Origin of the sequence: Halobacteriovorax marinus SJ, assembly GCF_000210915.2 — a bacterium.
In the GTDB taxonomy this organism is placed as follows: domain Bacteria; phylum Bdellovibrionota; class Bacteriovoracia; order Bacteriovoracales; family Bacteriovoracaceae; genus Halobacteriovorax; species Halobacteriovorax marinus.
The window spans coordinates 3,122,496-3,147,762 of record NC_016620.1; the positions used below are offsets into that span (position 1 = coordinate 3,122,496).

The window sequence follows — 25,267 nt, forward strand, 5'->3', positions numbered from 1 at the left end:
TAGAGAGAATTTAACAGAGAGTGCTATATTTTGGAGTCAATCCCACATAAGTTATCAATAATTATTCCCGCCTTGAATGAAGAGAAAAATCTCTCTAAAACTCTCCACATGCTTATTGAATCCACCCCTATGTGGAAAGATGTAGAATATGTCATTATTGATGACGGGAGTTCAGATCACACTTATGAAGTTGCAAAGGGATTCTCCAACCAAATTAATACATTACTCATTAGACATTCAAAACCTATGGGAAGAGGCTATAGCATTAATGAAGGTTACAAGAGGGCCAGTGGCGAATATCTTATTGTTTTCAATGGTAAAAAGGACACAAAATCTTCTGAAGTCAAAAAAATATTCTCCAACTTCGAAAAGGCAGACATTATCATCTCCTACCAAGCCAATACTCACGAAAGGCCTTTAATTAGAAGAGTTCTCTCAAGATTATTCACAACTATTATTAACTTCTTATTCTCAAAGAGAATTAAGTATTACAATGGTTCTATTCTTTTAAAAAAAGAGCACTTTAATTTAATTAGCCCTAAAACAAGTTCATATGCCTTTGATTGTGAACTAATACTTCAACTCTTAAATCTAAAACTTAGCTATATTGAAGTCCCTGTTAATGATATATTTGAAGATGGTAGAAAGACGAGATCACTGAATATAAGAAATATTTGCGGAGTTCTTAGCACAGTCCTAAGAATATTCTGGCAACTAAGAATACTAAGGTCAAAATGAATTTAAAGAACCTTTGGAGATATTTTCATTTATCTATTAGAGTTGGTATCTACAAGACACCTTTTACAAGCTTTATGATCTTTCTATATTTCATAGTAAATAGAGTTCAGATAAAGCTAAAAATGGTAAAGCTAATCCTCCCCCCACCAAATTTAGTTATCTCTCTTACATCTAGATGCAATAAGACCTGTTCCTTCTGTCACTATGTCACTGAGCTCAACTCTCCCACTTATAAAGAGGATGAACTCACACTAGAGGGCTTCAAGACACTTCTTCGCTCAAAGTCAGTACCTAATTATGGAAGAGTCTGTCTCTATGGAGGAGAGCCACTTTTAAATAAAGACTTCTTCTCTATTTTAAAATTGGCCAATAACAAAAAGTACTTAACGACGATTGTCACTAATGGACTGCTTGTTGGAAAGTACCTTGAAGAGCTCAAGAATTCAAAACTCAACCTAATGACTTTAAGTTATTACAAAGAGGATATTGAAAAGATTAGAGACTCTATAAAGAAAATATCGAGCTATATACCTATTAATGTAAGTTATGTTGTGTCGAATAATCGACTAGATGAACTTAAAAATATGCTCGAATTCTCAAAAGATATAAATGCCGAGATGGTGACCATAGAGAATCTAAGAGAAAATGGCGTCACAAATGAAAAGACGCTCTTTGAATCAAAAGAATTGAGGGCGATTCAGAAGTCCTTAAATGCTCAATATTCTGACCACTTTATTTTAAGGTGGTCAGGTTTTAACACTGCCCCAAAAGAGAATGAAAAGATTAGATGTATTGATTTCTGGGACACTATCTTCCTCAATGCTAAAGGTGAGGTTTCACCATGTTGCCAGTACCCACTCTCTTCCTACAAGGGTAGCATTGAAAGTTCATGCTCCTCTATAAACTCTAAAGAAATGATCTCTCTTAGAAAAAGCTTTATTAACAATATTGCACCTGATGCCTGCAAGGGATGTCACTACCTCTATAAGTCAGACCCACTTTATAAGTCTTGAGACATTCTCTTTAGCTTCCACACAATAACATCACAAGAAATATACTTACGTCTCTCATTTAGAAAGCTTAAAAAATAAGTGTCACTTTTATTCACTATAGAGGCGCTCACTATTCTATCCCCTTCTAGTGGCCAATACTCAGTTAAAAACTCACTACGGCTATAGAAGTCTCCCTCTTCATTAAATCTTCTCAGCTTCCCATGAGTGGTCTTCAAAAAAACACACTGCTTATCTCTTTCATAAGCAACCTCTTTTCCAAAGTCCAATCGAATAAATCCATCTTGATTACTGAGAAGAGGTAGAGAAACACTTGATGAGCAATCCACTGTATTCAAAGTTAGAAGTGCTCTTCTTGAATCAATCTCTATTTTTTTGGAAACAACATTATCAAAATCGAAAGAATAAGACGCAATTAACTCAACATCATCATTTTTATCATATCTCTCGAGAAGAGTTTTATTGTTATCAGTATCTGAAGCACAGTAAATCCTCTCTATACTGTAAGATCCACTAGGCAATTGACTACTAATATTCTTCACCTTCAACACATATAAAGTGAATAAAAGTAAAATTGAAATTGAGAAAATAACTCTCTTATTCATATCGCTCAAACGCCACAATATTATCTTCAACTACTAATGGCCTATACTTTACGTTATCAGCTAAATTTAGATCACTCATCAAAATCTTCGCCTTACTGATATCATTAACTAAAATAATATCAGCATCTAATTTTGCCTCGTTAGATATATAATTACATACATCACGTCCTAAATACATTTTAGAATATGGGCTCAAGACTGCTTCATACGAATCAATAACGACACACTGAACACTAGTACGATTATTAATAACCTCTCTATCTTTAAGGTTTTTAAAGAAGTGCTTATAGTCTATTTTATATTCATAAAAGTCTCTATAAGGAGTAATGCGATAGGAACCAAATTGAACTGATACAATTAAGAGAATAATCACTTTCCCAACATTAACATTCATTAAGCTTCTTATAAACTCAGCAATTACGAGTGTCATCAACGGATAGAAAACGACAAAATATCTTTGAACAAAAATCGACATCAAAAATGTATCAACAAAGAGATAGAGGAAATAGCCGACCAAGGGAACACTTGAAAATACAATCAGCTTTCTGTTTGTAGTTTTATACTTAAAAAAGACAAAAATTAGGCTTATCAAATAAGTTATTAAGATTGGGTCTAAATAAGTGAAGTCCCAAGAGCTCTTTCCTATCCAAGAGACCTTTGATCTATAATTTATAAATTGAAAATATATTACGACGAGATAGACAAGAAGAGATACCAAGAAAAGTATATTGATTTTCTTCTCTAATAACTTCTTCCAGTGTCCACTAAATATCAACAATAAGAAACATGACGAAATATAGAAAATTGAAGTATTGTGAGTAAAGAGAATTGCTATTGAGAGAAAAGTAAAGGCATTGTAATCTCTACTCGATGAAGTACCTGCTATAACTTTTTTAAAAAAGTAAACATGAATCGAGCTTAGAAAAAGAAGTAATGGGTATGAACGAGACATAGTCGAAGTCATGACTACCCAATCCAAATTACTAAAGAGAATGAAAATAATAGTAGCAATGAGCCAATCACTTACTTTTCGAACTTGTAGCGCCACAAGAATACTGGCCAAACAACTTAGAATAATACTAGGAACCCTTATCCAGTAGTCATTATTTTCTGGTGATATAAACATCCACAGTTTAAGAATTGTATAATATAGTGGCTGCATAACTGCGCGATACACTTCAGCCCACATACCAGTGAAACTTTTCTCTATAAGTAACCAACTGAGTAGCTCATCACCATCAAGGGTATATTCGGTAATTATTTTAATTCTTGGGAAGATAAATAATGCACTAGATAGAATAATAAAAAATAGAGTTGTTACCTTTTCATTTGAAAAGAGTTCTCTGTTTTTTAAAAAGAATAATCTCACTCTTTCCATTTAAATATCCCACTTTCATTAGTAGAGTTCTTCTAATTCTTTAATCTTAGTATCTATCTCTAAAATTCTTACTCTATTTCTTTCTTCTAACTCAGGGTTTTTGGAAACACTTGATTTTAGTACTTGTAAAATAAAGCGTCTCTCTGACTCAAGAAGGTCTCTATATATAACTATAAATTGTCTACTATAGAGGTAGCGGCTAAAGTTTGTACTCATTAAAGAATTTGCTTTGCTGAAAATTCTATTTTCCACCAAAATTGAAATATAGTCAGAGAGGAGCGTCCAATCTTCAAAAAGTAACTCTCCAATCTCCTCTTTTAACAGTTCCGCTTTCTCAAGACTCCCCTGTCTTAAATAGACAGACATAAGTCCAACATTACTACCAATAAAACTAGGGTCATTCTTCTTTGCCCTTAAGAAACTCTTCTCGGCCCCTTCAAGTCTTCCCTCTTTAACTTGTTGTTTACCTAAGAGAATATTGTAGAAGAATGAGCTCTCAGAACCATTATGATTAAAAACAGAAAACGAGTCCCACTTACCGACCTGAGAAAAGCTAGCCAAAATTAAAGTAACTGCCATTAAAGTAGATATATAACCCCTTATAGAAGGTTTAAATTTGTGGATGAGTATTTCAATAAGCCAACCAAGACCAATTAATGGCAAGTAGAAGTATCTCTCGGCCACCACTGATACAATTTGGTAGTGGAAATTAAGAACCCCAGAAATAGGTACATAGAATGAAAGAAAAATAACTAGTGCGATTCCAAGCTGTTTTGAAAATCTCTTTCTAAAAATAAAACTTAAACAAAGAGTTGTTAAAGTTCCTATTCCAATAAGGTAATCCCAAATTGATAACTTAAAATTGTATACATCTTTTAAGCCTGACATTTCATAACCAAAGTCTGAAAGAAAGAATATTCTTTTAAAATAGAAGATAGAATTAAAGGTTATTAACTTTAAATAGCTTCCAATTCCACCACCAGTCATTTTGATAATAAGGTCATTATAGAAGTAAATAACACCGATGATTAGGCAGAGAATTAAGAAGCCATTCTCTTTTAAAACCTCTTTAAAATTTTTCTTGTGATGGTAATAATCGATTCCCATGACAATTATTGGCAGAAGAAAAATAGTGGGCTTTGAAAGTAGCCCTAAAATAAAGAGAATAAGTATGGCGACAGACTTCTTATAATCAAACTTTATATTAATAGAAGTCCAAATACCGAGTAGTACAAAGAATCCCGCGAGTAAGCCCCTTAGAGATGATATCCAAACGACACTCTCTACTTGAATCGGGTGAAATGCAAAAATCATCGCAGTAATAATTCCCGCCTTACAACTTCTCTCACGCTCAGAAGAGAGTTGAGAGATTATGAAATAGACCAGAATACTATTAATAGAGTGAAATACAATATTTGCTATTCTAAAGAGCTCTGTATTATGAACACCACCAACTGCACCTATCACTTGCCAGATATTATAGGCCAGTGGTGTTTTTGAATTTGTCCAAAACCATAGAATATTTGATAAGTTTAATTGAATATGATCGTTCTCATAGATATGAAAAGCATCATCTAAAATGAAGTAAGAAAAATGTATGGCCTGAGAATAGACGGCCATACAGATAGTAAATGTTATTAGAAAAAATTTTAAGAATTTATGACTTAATAAATTTTTCACTCAAGCTTATTTTACCTTCTTCAGTAAAACTTCAATCTGAGCTTGCTGGTCTTCAACCTTCTTATTCAGTTCTTTTACAGCTTCTAGGAGAATTGGAGTTAGCATTGAGTAATTCACGTACTTCATTCCCTTCTCGTCTTCAGCAACGGCTTGTGGAAATACACTCTCCAACTCTTGGGCCATTACACCAATCTGCTCTCTTTGCGAGAATTTATTTTCAGGAAATTCTTCTGTCTTATAATTATAAGTATATGCATTTAACGATGCGATTCCCTTCATTGCGTCACTAAGAGGATTGATATTCTCTTTGAATCTAACATCAGAGCCTGCGAAAACATCAATATAAATACTTTCATTGAGAACTTCTTCTTCAATTTCTTGAAGGTTGAACTCCTTAAGCTCTCCAAAATCGTATTCTTTTTTCTTATCGTTATCAGTGCTCATATAACCTCATCATATTTAAGTTATTTTCTAAAGTATAACATAACTCTTTGCCCTCACAACGGGTAAAAATCAAGAGTTTTTATATAAGTTATCGTATTTTTAAGCAGTTACAGCTAAATTCTTATCAACTAATTGAGTAATAAGCTTACTCACATCACCCAAGAGAACTTCTCTAGTGACATTATATTCGCCTTCTAATTGGTCAAGAACCTCTTTTACGCTCTTCCCATCGCTCAAAAGATCCCACACCTCAGCGGCCACTCCATTAATTTTAAAGAAAGAAGATGAATCATCCATTTTCATCAAAACAATAATATCATTTGCATTCTTTCTAGAAACAACGTCATCACATTTTTGTAGCTTTAAGCCTTCATTGATTTGAAGCTCAGACATAGTCCTCTCCAATAGTTAATTTTTTTACAAAGTAGTAAGATTTCTTACAGTTTAACATAAAATCTTTGTACTCTGGAAATGCTGTTAAAAAGTCTTTATTGTATCTTTTATCAAACTGAGTCACAAAAGTATATAAGTCAGCCCTATTCTGGTTCTTCTGATCCATTCTCTCTTTTGAGACAATCCAATGATATACTCTTTTAAATTTCTCAAGCTCATATTCGGAGAACTCGTTTCCACCAAACTCTGATACTCGCCCCCCCATAAACTCGAGACTTTCTTTAATATAAGAATGTAAATCTTCAGTGACCATATTGGCCCTTAAGTATCGCGGGTGATTTAAATAGGATATATCTAAAATAACTCGACCATAGTCTTTTTTTAGTTCGAGTATATCTTGAAGAAATAATTTAAATTTTGGAATAGAGTAAACTCCAAAAGTACAATTTATAATGACATCAACACCGAGCTCTTCTTTAAACTTTCTAATATTTGAGAGCATCTTATCGTAATCAAGTCCCTCCCTAATGTATTCTGCTTGTTCCTTATATGCATCTACACTAGTAAAGAGTTCAAATTTCTTAATATTTCCCTTCTGTAAAACTGGCTTTAACTTCTTTATAAATCTATCAATGACAACATCCTTAACGGAGAGATTTGTATTGATTGCCAAGGTCAAATCCTTAGATTCATTCTCAAGTAAGTAATCTAAAACTTTAAAAGTATTCACAGATAAAAGAGGCTCTCCACCGGTAATTCTCAGAGTGTGAAGTCCTTCGATTATAGTTGGTAACCATTTCCAAAAAGCGATGACGTAGGGATTAGTAGTTTCATCATCAGATATTTTCTCATTACGAGGCAGTCGATGATCAATCAATTCCTCATAAGGGCCAAACTTTTTTATTTCTTGCTCGATACGACTTGAGACATCTGCAATACAATAGCCACAAGCTAAGTTGCACCCCTTATCAAACATCACCTCAACATATGTAGGAGCAACATCATCTTCGTAGTGAGAGTTCGCTATTCTATCTTTGTGAGGGTAAGCCCAATGGTCTAGAGATTTAATCAGTCGATCTGATTTCTCTGGGCCAGAGCTATCTTCAATTTGCCAACAATATTCACACTCTGAAGGCCTGCGACCTTCAAGCATTTCTTTTCGCTTCTCTTTCTTAAATTTCGTATTGTGTAGAGCCGAAGGATTTTGCTCAAGTTCTTCTAAGGGGATTAAATGTCTTCGAGGATGGTGGCAACTATGGTTCGTTCCGTGAACGAGATCAATAGTCACTTGAAGCCACTTTGCAAGACAAAAGCTTTCAGACACCTCATTTATTGAGTCAATACGCTTTTTTCTGTCCTTCAATGATTCCAATTCTTTAACCCTCTAGATGCCTTAAATTTAAGGCATATTCAAAATATGCCGATATTGTTTATGAAACTAACTAATCAGTAATTTTAAATAATTAGAAGGATTTTTTTTCCTTAAGTATTAAAAATTTAGTTAGTCCATATAATGTAACACATAGATATTTATTATACAGGCTAATCTACCGGTGGCGAAAGATTATGAAAAAGAATTTTAGATTTTTAAATTCAAAAGGTTTTACTCTCGCAGAGATTATGGTGGCAACAGGTATGCTTGCTGTTATCTCTCTAGGCGTTATGCAATTGATGTCCAATATGAATAGAGGACAGAAAGAGTTTGAGCAAAACGCGGAGATTAGATCAATCCTGAATAATATTGAAGTCTCTCTTCAAGATACTAATACCTGTAACTACAGTTTAGTTGTCAATAAATACATAGACAGTGGTAACACCGGTTTTTATAAAATTGACGACATTGCAGCTGCAAATATAAATACTTATTCTCAGGATGTTCTTGTAGATAGAATTATAAATCCAAATAAAAGTTTCTTTACGGTTCCTGCAGATGAAGGCAATATTTTAGGTCTTAATTTGGCAGATGATATTACAGTCGCCAGAATGTGTAATGAAGACTACACAGGGGGAATGAGTGCTGATGAACTAAGAGAATATGGATGTATGATTGGTAACGATAAAGGCAGAATTCTTATAAGAAGAATGTGGCTCGGTACAGACTCAGGTGGAAACACTTCACTCTTTATAACATTTATCTCTGGTGGATTAATTAATGTCTTTACAAGTGACCCATCAACAGACCTACAAGTCTACTATAATGCTCTTAGAGCTAGTGACCCTGAAGCTGCTGCAAAACTCTCAGGTTCGTTTGGCTCACCTATTGTGACTAAATTTATAAGAATAAGCTTAAGTAGTGTATCTGCTGATCAAGTTGCTCCAATGAATAATATGACAGCTGTATCAAGAATCACTGACCCTGCCGGATCGCTAGCAGAAGGTGATGTTACAAATTGTTTTACAAACTTAACAGATACTATTCAAGCAGCCTGTGAGAACTTTGGTGGTAATTACCATGACATAGATGGTTCATGTAGAGCTCTTAGAATTAGAAGTGATAATTCTAGTAATGACGGTGAAGCTGGATACGACGCTTCTTTTATTCCAAGTATCCCAACAAATGCTGTATCACCAGGTGGTCCAAGATCAACGGCCATTGCAACAGAAGGACACGTCTATGTTGGACCTCTTAATAACACCGGCGCAGCAGAATCAGTTGGTGGTAACTTATGGGCTTCAGGTGTAGGTATTATTGGTTCTCCAAGTTTTAATGTCGAACCTGATGATGGAGGAGATAACCAAGGTGAGCTTTGGACTCAGTCTCATATTAGAGTAGGCTCCAAGGCTTCTGGAACAGCGGGTGATCACGGAAATATTTACGCCGATGGTGGGCTCGTTCTCGGTACAGCAACTACGGACCCTGCTGATAATTCAGGTCATATTTACTCAAATGGTGGTATCGCACTTGGTACAACTTCGGGAACTGCGCTTACTGGACCTCATATGAAAACAAGTGGTGGCCTCTCTCTAGGTACCGCTAACCAAAGTCCAGACGATGGACACGCCATGATTTCCGGTGGTGCTAAAATTGGTTCACTAGCAGCAGGTGCAGCTATGTCTGATGATGACCTTGCTGTTACTGGAGGTATTTCTGTTGGTGCAAGTGGATCAAATCCATACTCTGCCGACCCAGATGATGGTTCAGTTTATGCGCAAAACTCATACTACGGTGCGGGCTCTCTACACCTTGGAAGCCAAGCAGTTAATCCTAGTGCAGGAGCTGGACATATAAGAATTTCAGGGGCACTGAATGTAGGAGCGACTCAGACTCAGACAGACGCAGGGACTGCTCATATTCAAGGAATAGCCTACTCATACGGTCTCGATCCACTAGAAGATAATATCAATGCCCTTACCACTATTGAATGGGTGAAAGAGAGAATCGCAAGAACACTCGCACCAACAGGATCATCAGCAGCACAAATCGCTGAAGATATTCTGAGCAATGCGGTTAAGGATACAAAGTCTGGTATTGTCGCGATCCAAAAAGATGCTTGTGAGAACTTCTATGTGAAAAATAATAATCAAAACTATGTAGCAGGCTCGTGGAAATCTGGAACAAAGAGATGCGAATTCAACAATAACGCCAGAGACTGTAGTATTGATGGGCAGTGTACAAACGTCTATGCTAACAATGCTGTTATCTCCGACAATTACATGAGAGCGACTGGCTATATAAGAGCGGGAAGTTATGTACGTGCAGATACGTATCTTGTAACTGGTACATATGCACAGATTGGTTCTTATTTAAATGTTGGTGGAAATGTAACAGCAACTGGTAGAGTCCATTCGAGTAACTATGTCTTTGCGACTAATTACTTACAAACGAATGGATATGCTAGAGCTGCAAGATTCTGTATAAACGGTACATCAGGTGCATCTTGTATCACAAAAGTTAAATCAAATGTTTGTGGGAACACGCAGAAAGTAGTCAGTTGGCAAAATGGTCACGTTATTTGTATTAACGAAGCAAGACACTATTAAAATCTTAGAAATGGCACTCTCTTTTGAAGAGAGTGCTTTATTGCATTAAATAATCTAAATCTTCTCTTGGGTCTTCCTATAAAAGAGCTTAAGTTTCCTCCATCTACAATGGTATCCCTCATTCTCTTATCTTTACACACCTCTACAAATTCATCATACAAAGGGTGTTCACTTAAATAAACAGCTCTCTTTAAAAACTCTTCATTTGAAAATGTTCCCCAGTTAATAATTCTCTGAAAGAAAACAAAGTCTGCCTCAAACCTTTTTCCAAGATCGACAAATTGTGGCATCTCTCTAAAGTTATGATCTTGAACAACAAAATCATATTTTACATAGGGTATTTGACCACTTTTTCGAAGCTTCTTAATAAACTCTAAATTCCTAAGCAATCGATCCCAGTCACCTCCCCTACGAACAATTTCATAAGTAGCAGAACTTGCAGCATCAATTGAGACACAGAAGCCTTCAATTCTTCCGTGAATATTAGAGAGTTCGCTCCAAACTCTTTCACTAAAGAGTAGCCCATTCGTCACAATTTGAATCTTTAAGTTTGGATTCTTAGAAAAGTTTAAATTCTTTAAAAGATTTTTAAAGTGTTGACTCGCAAAAGGGTCTCCTGAAGAGCAAAAAAGAAGTCTTTCTGTATGTGTTCCACTTACTTCGACAATCTCATCCCCGATTTTACTAAATAGCTCTTGAGCGTCTTGACCATTATGAGAAATATAATCAACGCGACAACTTGGACAAGATAAATTACAAGTCTGATCATAAGATAGATTTATAATCTTCGGGCTTCTATCTAAAACAACTTGCTGATCTTGAATAATCTTCTTTAAGTATTTATCACTGACCGTATATTTATCAGGAAGCTCCCCTGCTTGAATAATCGGACACTGCTCTTTTACACAATACTCAAATGTACCCTCATGAATGGAGCGGCGAATGTCTTGAATAGACTGTGAATTCCATGTTTCTAAAAGTGTATCGTTTTTTAGATTACCAATCTCTTTTGGTAATTGATTAGGACAACAAGCATGACACAAAACTCCCCTTTCCTGAGGATACCCTATCTCAAGAAACTCAAAAGGCTTTGCACAAAACTTATTCTTTAGATCCATTGAAGTATTTTACATTATTTTAAATCTATGTAAACTCGCTTATAATTACAGTAACTAAGTGGGAGTCACGATGAGCCAAGCGATTTTCAAAAGAGGAGACTTTGTCTCTCTATCTGTTGAGGATATTAACACCTTAAAAGAAGAAGTAACTAAATCTCCGACGAAGAGGTATCGCTATTGTCTTCATCAAGCCCACCAAGACTCCATTCAAGAGATGGTTATAGCAATGATGGAAGACTCATACTGTAGACCGCACTCTCACCCGCAAGCATCTTCAGAGTCATACCATATAATTGAAGGAGAACTTCTCGTTCTAATATTTAATGACAAAGGAAAGGTTATTGACTCAGTTAGATTAAACTCTAGAGAGAACCTTATTCTAAGAATGAATAATGGAACGATACATATGCCAATTGCTCTTAGTGAAATTGTAATTTATCACGAAACAATTTCGGGTCCTTTTGAAAAAGACCTAATGGTTCACTATGTAGATTGGGCACCGAGGGAAGATGACATAGAAGAATCAAAACTCTTTTTAAATCAAGTGAAGAGTCAATATGAGTAAAGTTATTTTTGGCTCCAAAGGCCTTATTGGGAAGCGAATTTCTGAATTATCAACGACTAAAGAAGATGATTGCTGGTTAAGTCGAAGTGATTACAACCTAGAAAATGAATTCAAAATTCACCATCAAAATAAGGATATTATCTTTAGTGCAGGAATACCTAGATCAAAAGAAGACACAAGAGAGAGTCAAAAAAGAAACCTAAAAATGATTCAAAACACTATTCTTTCATTAGATAGGCCAAAGAGTTTCACTTTTCTTAGCTCTGTTGAAGTCTATGGAAATCAAGTTAATGAAAAGATTTCAGAAGAGACTCCACTCAATCCACACAACTACTACGCCGAAGGAAAAGTACTGGCCGAAGAATCCATTAAAGACTTTTTTAAAAACACCAATGTCAATGTCAACATTTTACGTCTACCAGGAGTCTATAGTCAGGAATCTATGTTTGGACTTTTTGGTGCCATAAGAAGAAGTATTAGTCGTAATGAAATACTTAAAATACAAAATAATGGAGAAGATCTACGGGATTTTATATTCTGTGATGATATCTCTATTATTATTGATGAATTACTAAAGAAGAACCGCTCTCACCTACTAAATATTGCTACTGGAGAATCTACTTCTGTCGCAAATATCTGTAAGTATATACAGAGAAGGAATTCAGACTTTAACTTCAAATTAGAGAGCTCAGGCCCTCAATCGTTTAACTTAATTTTTGAAACGAAGATGCTCAACAAAAGTCTTCCAAATCTAAATCTAACTTCTATTTACGATGGAATCACCAAGTGTGATTACTTCTCTTGAGACTCAAGCTTCTTTCTCATTAATTCAAAAGCTGACTTAAGACTTTTTAAATCAAGATAATTCAACTCTCTTCCGTTTAGGAAAAATACTGGTGCTCTGGAAACGTTCAGTTTTTGAAAGAACTTCAAAGAATCGCTGGCACTATAACGTATATCTTTATCTAGCATACATTCGAAGAACTTCTTCTTATCTAAACCGATTTTTGCAATGGACTTCTCAAGGCTTTTTCTAAGCTTAACATTATCAAATATTCTTATGTCACTATAAGCTGGGTTTGTGAACATTTCATCTTGAAACTTCCAATAAAGGCTAGAGTCTACTTTATGCACACAATTTCCTGCGATAATTGAATCCATCCCAACATCGTTTACATTGAATGTATGCCCAATATGAACATAATTTAGCTCTTTTCCATATATCTTGAATAAATCTGTAAGCTCGGCATTAGCTTTTCTGCAATCTGGACAAAAGTAATTTGTTACTCCAAAGAGTTGATACTTTCCATCTTTTGATCCCACCTGTGGATACTTACTAAAATCTATTCCAGTCTTTCTCACATCAGGTGGAAGGAGATTTACTATTAACTCGCCCCTATCTGAAAGCTCCTTCAATTTTCTCATATAATTAACAGTTATATGATCCACTAATTGAAAATACTTTACCTTATTTAACCAATCGGGGTCATTTTTAGGGTCGAGATTATTGAATTTGTCTTTATTCTTCTCGTAATACTTTTTGGTCGACTTCTCATCGAAATCCTCCTTTAAAATATCTGTAATCTCAGCGACGATTCCCTCTCGCCCATAAAAGTCACTCATTCCCCTATCTTTCATCAAATCTTTTCTCACATAATACGAGTGTATAGAGTTGACGAGTTCATTATATTTCATAACCTCCGCTCTATATTCTGCGATTCTTAAATCTAGGGGCATATCTTTTTCGTAAATAGAGACATTTTTATAGCTATAAATAGGTCTAGCTACACCTTTCTTATCGTCTTTTAGATACGGATTGTAATCCTCAGTCTTATTACAGGCATAAAGAAATACCATCGACAAAAGAAGAAGGGCTCGTCTCATATTCACTCCATTAGGTAGTACTTTTTTGATACTTTTATGTGACATCATTATATATTATACTTAGTTTATGAGCAAAGTAGTATTAATTAGACGAAAAAATGAGTCCGACTGGATAAGCTGTCAAAGCATTACCTCAAACCTTGAGGCTAGTTACAAATCATTTATAAAAGATATTATTATTATCGATATAGAGAGTGATTTTAATAAATATGACTATTATAAAAAAGCAGAGGAAATACTCTCTCACAATCCAGCTAATATTATTTTTATAGATCACACTCCTCATCCACATCAATTGATAAAGTCTTTATTTTATCTTAGTAAGGTTGAGCTTAACTTCACATTTCATATTTTCGGTGATTTTACTTTGCAAAGTTCTCATTGGATCGGTTTAGAAGATATTCTCAAACAAACAAATAATAAGTTCATTTGTGCCTCTCATAAACAAACCAATCTTTTGAAGAATTTGGTTGATGGTTTAGAGGAAAATCTTTTTACTGTTCCATTTCCTGTCGATACCAACATATTTAATTACAAAGAAAAAGAAATCTCTAATGAGAAATTCAGATTTTTATATACTGGACGACTTTCTGATCAGAAAAATATAATTGAATTAATTACTCTCTTTAATCACTTTAATCTCAATATAAATTCAAATACTGAATTAATTATATCTGGGCCATATGATGATCTAGGAATCCCATTTCTTGGCAAGAAAATGAAAAGTGGTGCATATGGGCTCACAGTTGAGAGTTTAGTTGAAAGACTTAATAATCCAAATATTCAAATTATTGGAAACTTGAATCACGATGATTTAGTCAACTACTACCAAAGTTCAGATGCCTTTATAAGCATTAGTACCCATAATGACGAAGACTATGGAATGTCTCCAGCCGAAGCCCTTTGCTCAGGTCTTCCGTGCTTACTTACAAACTGGGCAGGATATACGAGCTTTAAACTATATTGCCCAAGCTCGGTCTATTTAAGTCCTGTTGATATACAAAATCATAAAAATCTGCCTAATAAGAGTGATATTATAAAGAAGATGACGTTCCTGGCTTCATCTAAGCTTAGCTCAAAACAACGCTTTGATTTATCCACGACTGCTCAAAGTACCTTAGGCATTAGCTCTGTAACCGAATCTCTTAGTGAAATCGCTGAGAAGGACTTTACTTTAGGAAAAAACCTTTCTTTCACTGAGCGCTTTAAGGCTCTTTCAAGCTCACATATTTATTCTCCAGATACTCCCTTTTTAAAGGCCAGTAATGGTGAATATAATTCACTTTATAAAGATGTCTACTGGCCATACTATGAAGAGGAAATAAATGAAAAATAGAATTGAACTCATTCATAGAGATTACCAAGAATATACAGAGTTAATTAATAATAAGAAGAAGTGGCTTGAGCCTGATTATTTAGATAAGCAATACACTCACTATAGCCAACCTCATACTCAAGAGTATCATAATCCAATAGGTGCTCCCCTCTTCTTAGTTACGATTAAAAAACTTGAGTGGCTCAATATGTTTCCGCTCATATTTGTGAGGGATGGTATTACATCAATTGCTCATTTCTTTTACAGGCATCCTACTCCAAAGAATATAATTTCAACACTTGCAATTCCAAAAGAAGCTGAATCAGTTATACCAGAAGCTTGGATCGATCATTGCATTACATATTCTACAAAGAGATTTAAAAGAAATGAAAAGGCTCATAAAGAAAATATTGTCCTAGTATCTTCAATTAGTGAAAACCTCTATTGTCTAAAAGAGCTAAAGGAAAAACTTTCAGATTTAAAGAATAAGTTCACTCTTCCTGTCTCCGCAATTGTATTTGATAATATCAAGCTAGGTGAAGAATTTAGAATGGACTATAATCTTCATAATGCAGATTTTTACAGAACCCTTTTTGAAATATTTGGTAGTGAACTCACTATTAAAAATTGGTTCTCTGCAAAAGACATAGACTATTCAAATTCATATTTCTTTGAAACACATAGAAACAATTTAAACTTCTCAGATAGTTTTGTTACTCACCTTCTATTATCTCAAGGGGCTCACCCTTTGAATAACCGCTACCAAGAAGATGATTTCAAAGACAATTGCAAGAGAATATCTCGGTATCATTTTTTAAAATTTGAAGTGGCAACTTTAAACAAAGAATCGAATAAGCTTTGGTCATTTATTAAAAACTCAGAAGAGTTACTTCTCTCTGGAGAGAAACTTTTAAACAGATCAATGCAAGATTTTGAAGAGATTAACCTATGTACTCCTGAGTTTGAAAATATAATTAAAGACTATATTGATGACAAGACTTTATAAAATTCTCTCTAAACTTCCCTATCCATTACAAGAACTTCCATACTCATTATGTTGGATAGTAACAAAGACTTATTTAAAAAATAATCAAGTAGAATTGTGGCCAAGAAATAGTTATGTATCTAAACGTATTGTCGCTGCCCTAAGTGATTTAGACCTAACTATAATTGTTAGTAAAGGTGGATTAGAAGAGAAAGTTATAAGAAAATATAATCATTTAAAGATAATCTTTCCATTTCTTGGTGAAATCAATATGTATCCGGCCAAGGAAGTTCAAGACTTTATCCCTATAGCAAATAAGTATGAACTTGAAAGAGATCCCCGTCTATGTAAAGACTATGGCATTTCAAAAGAAGAAAATATTTATGAAAAAATTGTTTTCTTGTGCAAATTAATAGAATCAGATCAAGAGAATTTAAAAAACAACCCATTATATAGAAAGAAGAAATGGGAAAAACATCTAACAGACCTAGGATTAAGTTCAGAAATAGATTTCGAAAGTCTTATTCAATTACTTAATTCACAATGTAGTGAAATAGGTATTGATGCATCAAACTTCCTCAACCACTATTACCAAGAGAATAGAACTCAAAAAACTAGTTGTGATAACTTCTATAGAGAATGTAAGAATATAAAAGAGTATATACTGCTCTATCCATTTCGCTGGATAGGAAGTTCATTAACGTGTGAGAGCTTCTTTCACGATATTGAATTAATTAAAAGCTTCACAAAACACGAACTCTCACTACTTGAAGCTCAGCTCAATTGGGAAATCTGGGGACTCTTCTCACAGTATTTACATAATTTACATAAAGCAACACTACATACGCACCTAGAAAATATAAGACAAGTAATGGATACAAATGAAGCTCTACAAAACTCATCTGTATATAATAAGCTAAATGAACTTAGAGCTCTCCACGAAAACTCGCTACTCCAGTATCTAGAAAACGATAGGCTTTAATTCCTTTTTCAACATCACCAAAGAACTGAATCTTCCCTTTATCTAACAGCATCACTTTATTACAAACGTCTCTTATTTGATCCAGAGTATGTGAAACTAGTATCGTGGCTCCTGAAGACTTTATAACTTCAGTTATTCTCTTTCTAATTTTTTCTTGAAAGAATAAATCAGCTCCATCAAATACTTCATCTAATATAATGAGATCACTTGGCCTCGCTGAAATTACAGACAAGCAAAGTCTTGCCTGCATTCCTTTTGAGTATTTTTGAAATGGTGTATCCAAGAACTCGCCTAATTCACTAAATTCAAGAGCATCTTCTAAAATCTCTCTTTGTTCTTTGACTGAAACTTTTGGATAAATAAACTTAACCAATAAGGAAGCATTCTCTCTTCCCGTAAGCTCAGGAAGGACTCCGACTGTGGTATTGAAAATAGAGCGACATTCACCCTTTAACTTTACCTCTCCACTAGAAGGTTCCAGTATTCCAGAAATAATTCTGCACAATGTAGTCTTTCCAGTTCCATTGACACCTAGAATCCCTATGATATCACCCTTATGGACTTTAAAATCTAATCCTCTTAGCACATGAATTGTATTCTTTGTTGTAGATTGAAGCGTAAGCCTTTTGATGAATACTTCTCTTAGCGAAGAGTTATGAAAAGACTGAGTATCATATGTCATATTTAGACCAGAGACCTCTAAAATCTCATCAGAGTTTAACATAAAACTCCCCCCTCTTTCTCTTCCAAATCATGAAAGCAGAAATAGAAAATAACATACTAAAGAAAATACTCTTAAGTATCTTTTGAAGTAAAATATCCATTGAAAAGTCATAAATTGCAAAACGAAATGGTTCTATAAAGCTATAAATAGGATTCAATTCTACAAAAATTCTATATTCAGTTGGTATAAACTCTATTGGATAAAAAATAGGCGTTAAAAAGAAGAGAACACTTGTAACGAAGGAGACTATAAACCTAATATCTCTAAAGAATAGCTGCATAACTGATAAAATAAAACACATACTAAATACACCAATAACAAGAGATAAAAGAATTATAGGAATGAAGAATATTCCCGTTAAAGAAAGATCAGAAAGAAACCAAAAGGGTAACAAAATCACTGTAAAGGCCACAAGGAAATTAATAAAGTTATCAATGACTTGAGAAAGAACTAGGACAGAGGGCTTCAAACTAAAGCTCTTTAAAAGTTCTCTTGATCCTTCTAAAATAGGTGTGATCATTTCGATATTCATTGTAATAAATATCCACGGAAGTAGTCCGCACAATAGAAAGAGAGAGTAGTCTGGAACCTCTAATTTTAAAATCTTCTTAAAAACGAATGACTGTACGCTATACATGATAATAGGATTTAAAATCACCCATAGAAAGCCAGCAATAGTCTTTCTATAACGTGCCTTCATATTGGCCGATGTTAAGGCAAGTACCTGTCTAGAGTATTCCTTTATCGATAATTTAGATTCCATAACGTAAACTCAAATATATTTTCTTTGACATAGAAAGTTGTACGTCTTTCAGTATTCCGAGAACTTCGCTTTTTTGAACTGGTAACTCATCCTCGTGAGGATTCTCTAGTGAGCGAGTGATAAAACTCTTTTTGCTCACACCATTTATTCTCCAAATATAGTGAACTACAAACTTACCGTCTCTTAAGAAAACAATTATATCATATCTTTTTAAATCTTCTTTAACTTCTATGATTTTTAGGCGATCACCCTTTTTAAAGAGAGGAGACATGGAATTTGAAAGAATATTAATTTCGAACTCCCCCTTAGAAGACAGCAGCTTCTTGGCCATCCCTAGGTCAATTTCATTATTTTGAATGTTCATTCTTCTTCTCTTGGAATTTTAACAAATAGGAGACTTTATCAATGCCATTCAATTTATCAAAGCTTGGAGTTAGAGCTCTTATTCCCATCTCTATTTGCTCCCAAGTAAGATTTTCTAAGTACCAATCTAAAATTTCCTTGTGCTTATCATCAGGAAAATCAACTAGTGAACACTCAATTGGTTCGTAAGCATATTGTATATGTGGTCTAAAATTCATTTTCCTACAATATTCAAGAGCATCACCGACCTCTTTCCAATTATCTTTTTGAACTAAAAAGCCTAATAAGATTGGAAAATCATTTAAACCTTTTTCCTCTCTAGAGTCCCTATACTCCTTAAATTTTTGAGCCGTCTCAAGAACTGTCGACAGCTTCCCTTTTTTTCTAATTTCAGAAAATGTTTCATCGTCAAAGCTATCAATACTAATCATAATACTTTTAATTTGGATTTTATCTAAGTAGGACTCAAGTCTTTGACCAAATTTATAATGAGCGTTAGTTGTGAATACCCACTTACAGTCAGGATTAATAGGCGAAACCATATCAATTAATTTAAAAGTATCTTTTTGTATAAATGGTTCTCCAGAGAGGAGGTCCATTTCTAATACATATGGAAATATTTCTTTCTCCGCTCTATTCCAAAAATCAATTTCATCATAAAGTCCATTAGGCTTCTGCCATATATGACACATTTTACACTCTAGATTACATTGCCCATTGAAATTCGCAGTAAACTTAAGAATTTTACTTTGCTCAACATTCAAGTCGATATCATCTAACAAAATATTATTGTCGCTACAAAGATTACAGCCCCTATGACGGATTTCACGCTCACAAATCTTTACATTTCCAGTTAGAAACTCATTTCTCCACTGCTTTATAAAGTCAGAATTCCAAACTTCCATAATATCTCCATCTTTTAAGATATTACCAATTTCGAATTCTGCACCTTTTAATCTACATGAGCCTATTCTTCCATCTGGCTCAGCTATAATTGTAGAAAAAGGAACAGGACAAAAGTTTTCAGGCAGCCCCATTTTCTTGAGCTTTTCTTTTATAATATCTGCCTCTAACTTTTGCTCTAATTTATATTTATTCAAAGTTACCACCTCACACAAGTACACTTTTCGCATACTGGATTAGATTTTCTTCCATTCTTTTCTCTAAGTAACTTTCTGAAATTATTATATTTTTCACTATTCCATATTTCTTCAATATGCTGATCGTGAATATTGCCCATTGAATGATTCTGATAAAAGTCATCATAGCAAGGCAATACATTTCCGTTTAAAGTAATTACAACTAAATACAAAGGTATATAGCAAGGTACCGAAGAAATATCTTGAGTACTCAAGTGTTCTAAGAGACCACCTCTATTACTTAGATCTAATTTTTCATGACCTTGAAAATGTACTTTCTTTTTTTGAGCTTCATCTAGATCTTTATAGACTTTCTTAAAGATATAACCTGGTTTAGTTCCTTCATGCTCTGTAATCGTAAATTTATCAACACCGAGCTCGAATAATTTCTCAAGTCTTTTCTTCGTAAGTAAAGTTCCATTAGAATAAATATCTATAATACAACTAGGTAGAAACTCTTTTGTTAAAACAACGAATTCATCTAGTTTCTTACATAAAAGAGGTTCATTATAGAAATGATAAGATACTCTTCCCTTAAACTCTATCTCCTTCAACTGCTGCATAATTCGAATAAAGGTTTCAGTACTCATCTCACCTTTTTCCAACCTCTCATGCTCCGAATTAGGACAGTATGAGCAGGCCATATTACAATGGCTATTTATTTCTATCTCTACAACTGAGAACATTCCTCTAGAGAGTTTAAACATGCTCATCCTTTAAGAAAAATATCTTATCTTCTCCTTCCACTAAAGAGCTTACAAATTGAAATAACTCTACACCATCTTCTTTTGGAAATGAAAAAGCTATAGATTCAGCTTGCATCACTTTAATTAAGTTTCTCTTTTTAACAACCTCAGAGGCAGTTAATATTTCGTATTTAGAAATTTCTGAGATAGAAGATAGGTCGTTTGTAGCCTTATTCTCTAAGAAGCCTACTTCATTTACTCCATCTTTAACAATAAGTATCGAATTTCTCAAGCTATATCCACCAAGTCTCTTCGTAAGATCTTCATAAAAAGATTCTCCGATTGACTGCTGAGCAAAGCGCTCTCCAGCTCCTCTTAGAATAAGCATTATATTTCGCGAGTACTTTTTAACTAAGTGACTTCTAGCTAAATCCATCTCTTTGGGTGTTACAACTAATCGGTTAAATGTTTCAAGATCATTGCCTAAACATATTGTCTTAGAAGAAATGATTTCTTTTGCGATATTTTCACCGTAAGCTTTGATAAATATATTTCTCTTTAAGTAGGGAAGTATATTATTGACTGAAACGAGAGTTGCACCTTTAACATCTTGATGAGCTCCCCAGTTAGATAAAATACAAGGCCATCCCTTCTCTTGAGCTTGCGCGACACTTACAGCAAAGTCCTCCGACAAATAACTAGAGAGACTGATATAATGAGGAGAGGTGAAGTTTTTTAAAGCCCATTTATCATGATTAACTTTTCTTAGAAATACGGGTTTTGAAAACGGCCACTCCAAGGAGTTCACTAACTCATTAAGCTCCTCTTCATAATTCTTAGAGGAAGAGAAGTAACCCCAATAGTCATGATAGTTCTCATCAAAATCGCCTATTAAATTTAACTTAATATCCTTCTTTAGAAGTACTTGTAGGTAATAATTTGTATAGATGAGAAGCTCAATATTTTTTACTCTGGATATTCTTCCAGCATATACGAGGTCTACATTTTTCTCTAAGCTTACTTTCTTTACTTTAGAAATAGAGAATAATTCTTCTCTTGGAATAACTGAGATTGAATCAGCCTCGAGCCCGCAAATTTCAACGAGAACTTTTTTTACACTTGGAGAAAGAACCCAAAAATGAAACTTACTAAAATTCCAACAACCCGATTCCAAGATTCTTTGAAGGTAGCCTCCAAATAAGACGATATTAACAATCTTTGACTCATCAACATTCTGTTCTTCACAGTCGGCGAAATAAGGATTTTCAATATTATTAACTTCAAAAAAATTTAAAACTCTCTCTCTTAGAATCTCTATTGAAACGGAACAGTGATCCTGCAAATATCGACTAGTAGAGAGATCTAGATTAGATATTCTACAAAAACCTCCACTATAGAGTTTATCAATAATAGATTTTGAAACGTATCTTGTATTTCTTGCAAGATCACGAAGTGGATAGTCCCCATTTTCAATTTCTAATGAATAACAACTCTTATGAGGATCTGTAATCTCTATCCTATTACCTTTAATCTCACTCCAAGGAGATAGATCATAGAAATTTCTATCAAACTCTACTTTTCTCTCCACTGCCTTCATTCCGTAGGCACTAAAGAATGTGTGCGATAACTTGTCACTATAATCATTAAAAATACCAGTTGAGAAATTATTCTCAAGGCCTTTCTGTCTATTTACTACTTCTCTTGCTTCTACTGTTAGAATTAATTCACTTTGTGCTTCTGACTCTCTACTCAACTCAGCAGTTATAATTCTTATTAAATTTGATTTTTCATAATAGCTAGGGCAATGAGAAGGAAGGGATTCTTTACTCGAAATATTTAACATAGACTCAAGAATAGCTTCGCTAGAGACGACAGGTCCAAAAGAAGATTGCTCAACCGCTATAAGTTCTAATTGTTTTTCAAAATAATTTCTATAATCACTATGGCCACCCCAATCAGACAATACGGCACGTCTACCAGATATGAGGGAGCGAAAAGCAGCTATCCCAAAGTTTTCATCGGAATGAAGAGAGGGTGAAATAAAGACGTAGTCTCTATGTTCCAATTCTCGCTCAATTTCATCTCTATTAACAAATCCTCTAAATATTACATTCTTTTCTATACTTAAATCTTCACTAAATGAGCGCAGCTTCTCCATATAATTCTCACAGCTCCACCCCATATTTGGACTACCTAAATCATCCTCTTTACCATAGAAAATTAACTTAGCGTCACTCTTCTTTACACTTAAATATTTAGAAAATGCCCAAATTAAATTATGTAAATTCTTTTGTGCCGATATTCTCCCAATAAAAATAAAGTCTACATCCTCTTCCTTACAAACAGTCTCTCGTGTGACTTGATTCTCAATAAAGAAGGGGTGCTTAAAATATCTAGCATTCTCATAACATAATTTCATCGAACGAATATCGTTTTCGCATGTAACGATAAATCGATCATTCGTATTTAGAAGTTTATTCAATCCCCATGCTTCTAGCGGCCATGCTCCTATCGTTTGCATATTATGCATATAAAAGAATATTCGCCCGGGGTGCTTAATTGACTTCCTAATAACTTCAAGAGCTGAAACAATTTTTAAATTAAAGGCCGTTACTACGAAGTTCTCCGCCCAAAGAACCTTTGGTAAAAGATCTTTGATACTAATTTCATCAACATTAATAATCTGACTTTCTATCCCTTCAAGACTCGACCATAAATTCTCAAGAGAGGGAATGATTTCCTGCATGCTTGTCCATACATGATTCTGCCTAGTCGTTAAGATTAATACTTTCATACTTCTCTCTCCTTAAGTATAAAAGCATCTCCTACTGCTAATCCGTAAACATTACTCTTATCAAGAAAATTTCTAAGATCATCAATAGTTTCTACAATTGGCTCCCCCATGACATTTAGACTTGTATTTAAAACGGCGCCAACCCCTGTAAGAGTCTCAACTTCTCTTATAAGATCATAGTAGCGAGGATTTTGTTCTCTTCGAACAAGTTGCATTCTTGATGTTTGATCAATATGTGTTGCCTCTTTAAAGATATCTAAGTACTTATCTCTTAGCTTTACGGCAAAAGACATATAAGGATTATTAAAGTCTTTAGATATATGAAAGTACTCCTCTCCTCTTTCAAAGAGAACACTTGCACCATAGGGCCTAAAAGACTCTCTAAATTTTACAGACTCATTAAGATAATTCTTTCTTCCAGGTATATCCATGCGACTTAAGATAGATCTATTTCCAAGCGCTCTTGGTCCACTCTCACTTCTTCCCTGATACCATCCAATAATGTGACCATCACTGATAAGCTCTGCACTAAGCTTAGCTATAGATGCTGGCCAAATAATTTGATAGCTCTCAAATTTTTTCTCAATATCACTCTTTGCGTACTCTCTCTTTTCTCCAAGATAGCCGTGCTGATCAGAATGTTTCTTGATACTCCACTTATGACCTTCATAATATTTAGCAAGGCTACATCCCAGTCCAATTGATTCATCCCCTGGAAAAGGAGGTATATATATTTGCTCTAACCCACTCTTTTCAATTAATTTCATATTGCTTGTACAATTGAGCGCGCAGCCTCCTGTTATAATCAATTTATCTATATTAGGGAGTCTTTCTTTTATTTGATTAATGATAGAGAACATTCTCTCTTCAAAAATTCTCTGAACAGTACATGCTAAGTCTTTAAAGTGATCCATTTCTCCAGAAGCTTCCCAGTCCTCTTTAGATCCTCCTTTAAAGGACCTACCCCAATCCAGCGAATAAAGAAGCTCTCTACTTGTTTCAAATCCAAGATCTTTTCCAAAAGGAGCAAGGCCCATGACTTTTCCTGAAGCCCTCTTTGAATTAAAAATAAATTCTGCGATCTTTTCATAGCATGTACCAAGTCCATCACTGTAAGAATGCTCAGAAAACTTTTCGCTCTTTTTAAACTCCTGCCAGTTCTTCAGTATCGGAGTTAGTTCACCTTGCTCAAAGAGATATAGCGAAGACTCTTCATGGAGGTGTGACTCTACTTTTGATGCAAACTCATAGTCTAGATAATTACTAGGTATGTCTGCCGCCTTTGAGCCCGCACCGTCTATAACTAAGATGGCACACTTTTTAAATGGAGACATATACTTTGCAACCTGAGCATGAGCAAAGTGGTGAGGAATATATTCAATTTGCTTATTGAAGTGAGAAGAGAAATTGTGAAGCCCCTTCTTTTCTAAATAATTAAAAAATGGAAACCCTTTATCTAGTGCAGCTTCAAAATCATAGGGAGAAATGACGTCTCTATTCTCTGATAACACCAAGTCTCTATCAGAGTACTTCTCTTTTAGCGAAGAAAGAATATCTGCTGGCCAAGAACCGTCGGCCTTCTTGCGGCTATATCTCTCTAAGAGATAGGTCTCGACGAGCTCATGACTCAACGGGTCAACAACTGAGACTGAAGAGCAAAAGAGGGTCTTTCCCATGCCTATAAATATAGGTGATTTCTTTTTTATTTCCATTAGTTATA

The 25,267-nt window shown here is 34.5% G+C and carries 23 protein-coding genes; 8 read left to right on the plus strand and 15 right to left on the minus strand.

Translation table 11 applies throughout. From position 1 onward, the window contains the following. The first annotated feature begins 30 nt into the window (after positions 1-30). Both BMS_RS14900 and BMS_RS14905 read left to right on the plus strand, forming a co-directional pair. The gene (locus tag BMS_RS14900) at positions 31-738 is read left to right on the plus strand and encodes a glycosyltransferase family 2 protein (protein WP_014245652.1); all 708 of its coding nucleotides are present in this window, start codon (positions 31-33) and stop codon (positions 736-738) included. Next, positions 735-1,751 carry a radical SAM protein gene (locus BMS_RS14905; RefSeq protein ID WP_014245653.1) on the plus strand — a complete coding sequence of 339 codons (1,017 nt, stop codon included), beginning with the start codon at positions 735-737 and terminating at the stop codon, positions 1,749-1,751. Before BMS_RS14900 ends, BMS_RS14905 begins: the two co-directional genes overlap by 4 nt. Here the strand turns inward: BMS_RS14905 and BMS_RS14910 are convergent. The 6 genes from BMS_RS14910 to BMS_RS14935 all read right to left on the minus strand — a co-directional run bounded on the left by BMS_RS14910 (position 1,739) and on the right by BMS_RS14935 (position 7,620). After that, a complete protein-coding gene (locus BMS_RS14910; RefSeq protein WP_157868302.1) occupies positions 1,739-2,290 on the minus strand; it encodes a hypothetical protein in 552 nt (183 codons plus the stop codon). The two genes, BMS_RS14905 and BMS_RS14910, sit on opposite strands and share 13 nt — an antisense overlap. Before the next feature lie 55 nt (positions 2,291-2,345). After that, positions 2,346-3,731 carry a glycosyltransferase family 39 protein gene (locus tag BMS_RS14915; RefSeq protein WP_014245655.1) on the minus strand — a complete coding sequence of 462 codons (1,386 nt, stop codon included), beginning with the start codon at positions 3,729-3,731 and terminating at the stop codon, positions 2,346-2,348. An 18-nt stretch (positions 3,732-3,749) separates the two neighbouring features. Continuing rightward, positions 3,750-5,411: a tetratricopeptide repeat protein gene (locus tag BMS_RS14920; protein ID WP_014245656.1), complete on the minus strand. Its 1,662-nt coding sequence runs from the start codon at positions 5,409-5,411 to the stop codon at positions 3,750-3,752. Positions 5,412-5,417: 6 nt separating this feature from the next. Continuing rightward, positions 5,418-5,855, minus strand: coding sequence for a tail fiber domain-containing protein (locus tag BMS_RS14925; RefSeq protein WP_014245657.1), 438 nt, complete (start codon positions 5,853-5,855; stop codon positions 5,418-5,420). Between the two features lie 99 nt (positions 5,856-5,954). After that, a complete protein-coding gene (locus BMS_RS14930; RefSeq protein ID WP_014245658.1) occupies positions 5,955-6,248 on the minus strand; it encodes a PqqD family protein in 294 nt (97 codons plus the stop codon). Next, complete coding sequence (locus BMS_RS14935; protein WP_014245659.1) at positions 6,241-7,620, minus strand: twitch domain-containing radical SAM protein; 1,380 nt, start codon at positions 7,618-7,620, stop codon at positions 6,241-6,243. The genes BMS_RS14930 and BMS_RS14935 overlap by 8 nt, the downstream gene beginning before the upstream one ends. A 194-nt stretch (positions 7,621-7,814) precedes the next feature. On the opposite strand from BMS_RS14935, the gene BMS_RS14940 reads away from it, so the two are divergent. Next, on the plus strand, positions 7,815-10,229 hold the full coding sequence (locus tag BMS_RS14940; protein ID WP_014245660.1) for a PulJ/GspJ family protein: 2,415 nt from the start codon (positions 7,815-7,817) through the stop codon (positions 10,227-10,229). Here BMS_RS14940 and BMS_RS14945 read toward each other — a convergent pair. After that, positions 10,226-11,347: a radical SAM/SPASM domain-containing protein gene (locus BMS_RS14945; protein WP_014245661.1), complete on the minus strand. Its 1,122-nt coding sequence runs from the start codon at positions 11,345-11,347 to the stop codon at positions 10,226-10,228. The two genes, BMS_RS14940 and BMS_RS14945, sit on opposite strands and share 4 nt — an antisense overlap. A 70-nt stretch (positions 11,348-11,417) precedes the next feature. Here BMS_RS14945 and BMS_RS14950 point away from each other — a divergent pair, with 70 nt between their 5' ends. Together BMS_RS14950 and BMS_RS14955 are read left to right on the plus strand one after the other, a co-directional pair. Continuing rightward, entirely contained in the window at positions 11,418-11,912 is a 495-nt protein-coding gene (locus BMS_RS14950; protein WP_044557691.1) for a WbuC family cupin fold metalloprotein, read from the plus strand. Further along, the gene (locus BMS_RS14955) at positions 11,905-12,717 is read left to right on the plus strand and encodes an NAD-dependent epimerase/dehydratase family protein (RefSeq protein ID WP_014245663.1); all 813 of its coding nucleotides are present in this window, start codon (positions 11,905-11,907) and stop codon (positions 12,715-12,717) included. The genes BMS_RS14950 and BMS_RS14955 overlap by 8 nt, the downstream gene beginning before the upstream one ends. Here BMS_RS14955 and BMS_RS14960 read toward each other — a convergent pair. Next, complete coding sequence (locus tag BMS_RS14960; RefSeq protein WP_044557692.1) at positions 12,705-13,796, minus strand: DsbA family protein; 1,092 nt, start codon at positions 13,794-13,796, stop codon at positions 12,705-12,707. The genes BMS_RS14955 and BMS_RS14960 overlap by 13 nt on opposite strands. 67 nt (positions 13,797-13,863) lie before the next feature. Between BMS_RS14960 and BMS_RS14965 the strand changes: the two genes are divergently transcribed. From BMS_RS14965 to BMS_RS14975, 3 genes are read left to right on the plus strand one after another with little or no spacing between them, the layout of a single operon-like run. Next, on the plus strand, positions 13,864-15,132 hold the full coding sequence (locus tag BMS_RS14965) for a glycosyltransferase family 4 protein (protein ID WP_014245665.1): 1,269 nt from the start codon (positions 13,864-13,866) through the stop codon (positions 15,130-15,132). Then, complete coding sequence (locus BMS_RS14970) at positions 15,122-16,117, plus strand: hypothetical protein (RefSeq protein ID WP_014245666.1); 996 nt, start codon at positions 15,122-15,124, stop codon at positions 16,115-16,117. Before BMS_RS14965 ends, BMS_RS14970 begins: the two co-directional genes overlap by 11 nt. After that, the gene (locus tag BMS_RS14975; protein ID WP_014245667.1) at positions 16,101-17,078 is read left to right on the plus strand and encodes a hypothetical protein; all 978 of its coding nucleotides are present in this window, start codon (positions 16,101-16,103) and stop codon (positions 17,076-17,078) included. The genes BMS_RS14970 and BMS_RS14975 overlap by 17 nt, the downstream gene beginning before the upstream one ends. Here the strand turns inward: BMS_RS14975 and BMS_RS14980 are convergent. Genes BMS_RS14980 through BMS_RS17205 form a run of 7 tightly spaced genes read right to left on the minus strand, consistent with a single transcriptional unit; the run spans position 17,023 to position 25,259 of the window. Continuing rightward, positions 17,023-17,802, minus strand: coding sequence for an ABC transporter ATP-binding protein (locus BMS_RS14980; protein ID WP_014245668.1), 780 nt, complete (start codon positions 17,800-17,802; stop codon positions 17,023-17,025). The two genes, BMS_RS14975 and BMS_RS14980, sit on opposite strands and share 56 nt — an antisense overlap. Further along, positions 17,789-18,565, minus strand: coding sequence for an ABC transporter permease (locus tag BMS_RS14985; protein ID WP_014245669.1), 777 nt, complete (start codon positions 18,563-18,565; stop codon positions 17,789-17,791). Before BMS_RS14985 ends, BMS_RS14980 begins: the two co-directional genes overlap by 14 nt. After that, positions 18,555-18,929 (minus strand): S26 family signal peptidase, encoded by a 375-nt coding sequence (locus BMS_RS14990; RefSeq protein ID WP_014245670.1) that lies wholly within the window; start codon positions 18,927-18,929, stop codon positions 18,555-18,557. Before BMS_RS14990 ends, BMS_RS14985 begins: the two co-directional genes overlap by 11 nt. Beyond that, on the minus strand, positions 18,913-20,028 hold the full coding sequence (locus BMS_RS14995; protein ID WP_044557693.1) for a radical SAM protein: 1,116 nt from the start codon (positions 20,026-20,028) through the stop codon (positions 18,913-18,915). Before BMS_RS14995 ends, BMS_RS14990 begins: the two co-directional genes overlap by 17 nt. A gap of 2 nt (positions 20,029-20,030) precedes the next feature. Continuing rightward, a complete protein-coding gene (locus tag BMS_RS15000; RefSeq protein ID WP_052590722.1) occupies positions 20,031-20,774 on the minus strand; it encodes a radical SAM/SPASM domain-containing protein in 744 nt (247 codons plus the stop codon). Then, a complete protein-coding gene (locus tag BMS_RS15005; RefSeq protein WP_014245673.1) occupies positions 20,767-23,547 on the minus strand; it encodes a glycosyltransferase family 4 protein in 2,781 nt (926 codons plus the stop codon). The genes BMS_RS15000 and BMS_RS15005 overlap by 8 nt, the downstream gene beginning before the upstream one ends. Continuing rightward, positions 23,544-25,259 (minus strand): carbamoyltransferase C-terminal domain-containing protein, encoded by a 1,716-nt coding sequence (locus BMS_RS17205; protein WP_014245674.1) that lies wholly within the window; start codon positions 25,257-25,259, stop codon positions 23,544-23,546. Before BMS_RS17205 ends, BMS_RS15005 begins: the two co-directional genes overlap by 4 nt. Between the last annotated feature and the right edge of the window lie 8 nt (positions 25,260-25,267).

Excerpts from the sequence above, each read along its gene's own strand:
- BMS_RS14905 (WP_014245653.1), top strand. The coding sequence starts at position 735 with ATGAATTTAAAGAACCTTTGGAGATATTTTCATTTATCTATTAGAGTT.
- BMS_RS14915 (WP_014245655.1), bottom strand. The coding sequence starts at position 3,731 with ATGGAAAGAGTGAGATTATTCTTTTTAAAAAACAGAGAACTCTTTTCA.
- BMS_RS14925 (WP_014245657.1), bottom strand. The coding sequence starts at position 5,855 with ATGAGCACTGATAACGATAAGAAAAAAGAATACGATTTTGGAGAGCTT.
- BMS_RS14930 (WP_014245658.1), bottom strand. The coding sequence starts at position 6,248 with ATGTCTGAGCTTCAAATCAATGAAGGCTTAAAGCTACAAAAATGTGAT.
- BMS_RS14940 (WP_014245660.1), top strand. The coding sequence starts at position 7,815 with ATGAAAAAGAATTTTAGATTTTTAAATTCAAAAGGTTTTACTCTCGCA.
- BMS_RS14945 (WP_014245661.1), bottom strand. The coding sequence starts at position 11,347 with ATGGATCTAAAGAATAAGTTTTGTGCAAAGCCTTTTGAGTTTCTTGAG.
- BMS_RS14950 (WP_044557691.1), top strand. The coding sequence starts at position 11,418 with ATGAGCCAAGCGATTTTCAAAAGAGGAGACTTTGTCTCTCTATCTGTT.
- BMS_RS14955 (WP_014245663.1), top strand. The coding sequence starts at position 11,905 with ATGAGTAAAGTTATTTTTGGCTCCAAAGGCCTTATTGGGAAGCGAATT.
- BMS_RS14960 (WP_044557692.1), bottom strand. The coding sequence starts at position 13,796 with ATGAGACGAGCCCTTCTTCTTTTGTCGATGGTATTTCTTTATGCCTGT.
- BMS_RS14965 (WP_014245665.1), top strand. The coding sequence starts at position 13,864 with ATGAGCAAAGTAGTATTAATTAGACGAAAAAATGAGTCCGACTGGATA.
- BMS_RS14970 (WP_014245666.1), top strand. The coding sequence starts at position 15,122 with ATGAAAAATAGAATTGAACTCATTCATAGAGATTACCAAGAATATACA.
- BMS_RS14975 (WP_014245667.1), top strand. The coding sequence starts at position 16,101 with ATGACAAGACTTTATAAAATTCTCTCTAAACTTCCCTATCCATTACAA.
- BMS_RS14980 (WP_014245668.1), bottom strand. The coding sequence starts at position 17,802 with ATGTTAAACTCTGATGAGATTTTAGAGGTCTCTGGTCTAAATATGACA.
- BMS_RS14985 (WP_014245669.1), bottom strand. The coding sequence starts at position 18,565 with ATGGAATCTAAATTATCGATAAAGGAATACTCTAGACAGGTACTTGCC.
- BMS_RS14990 (WP_014245670.1), bottom strand. The coding sequence starts at position 18,929 with ATGAACATTCAAAATAATGAAATTGACCTAGGGATGGCCAAGAAGCTG.
- BMS_RS15000 (WP_052590722.1), bottom strand. The coding sequence starts at position 20,774 with ATGTTTAAACTCTCTAGAGGAATGTTCTCAGTTGTAGAGATAGAAATA.
- BMS_RS15005 (WP_014245673.1), bottom strand. The coding sequence starts at position 23,547 with ATGAAAGTATTAATCTTAACGACTAGGCAGAATCATGTATGGACAAGC.
- BMS_RS17205 (WP_014245674.1), bottom strand. The coding sequence starts at position 25,259 with ATGGAAATAAAAAAGAAATCACCTATATTTATAGGCATGGGAAAGACC.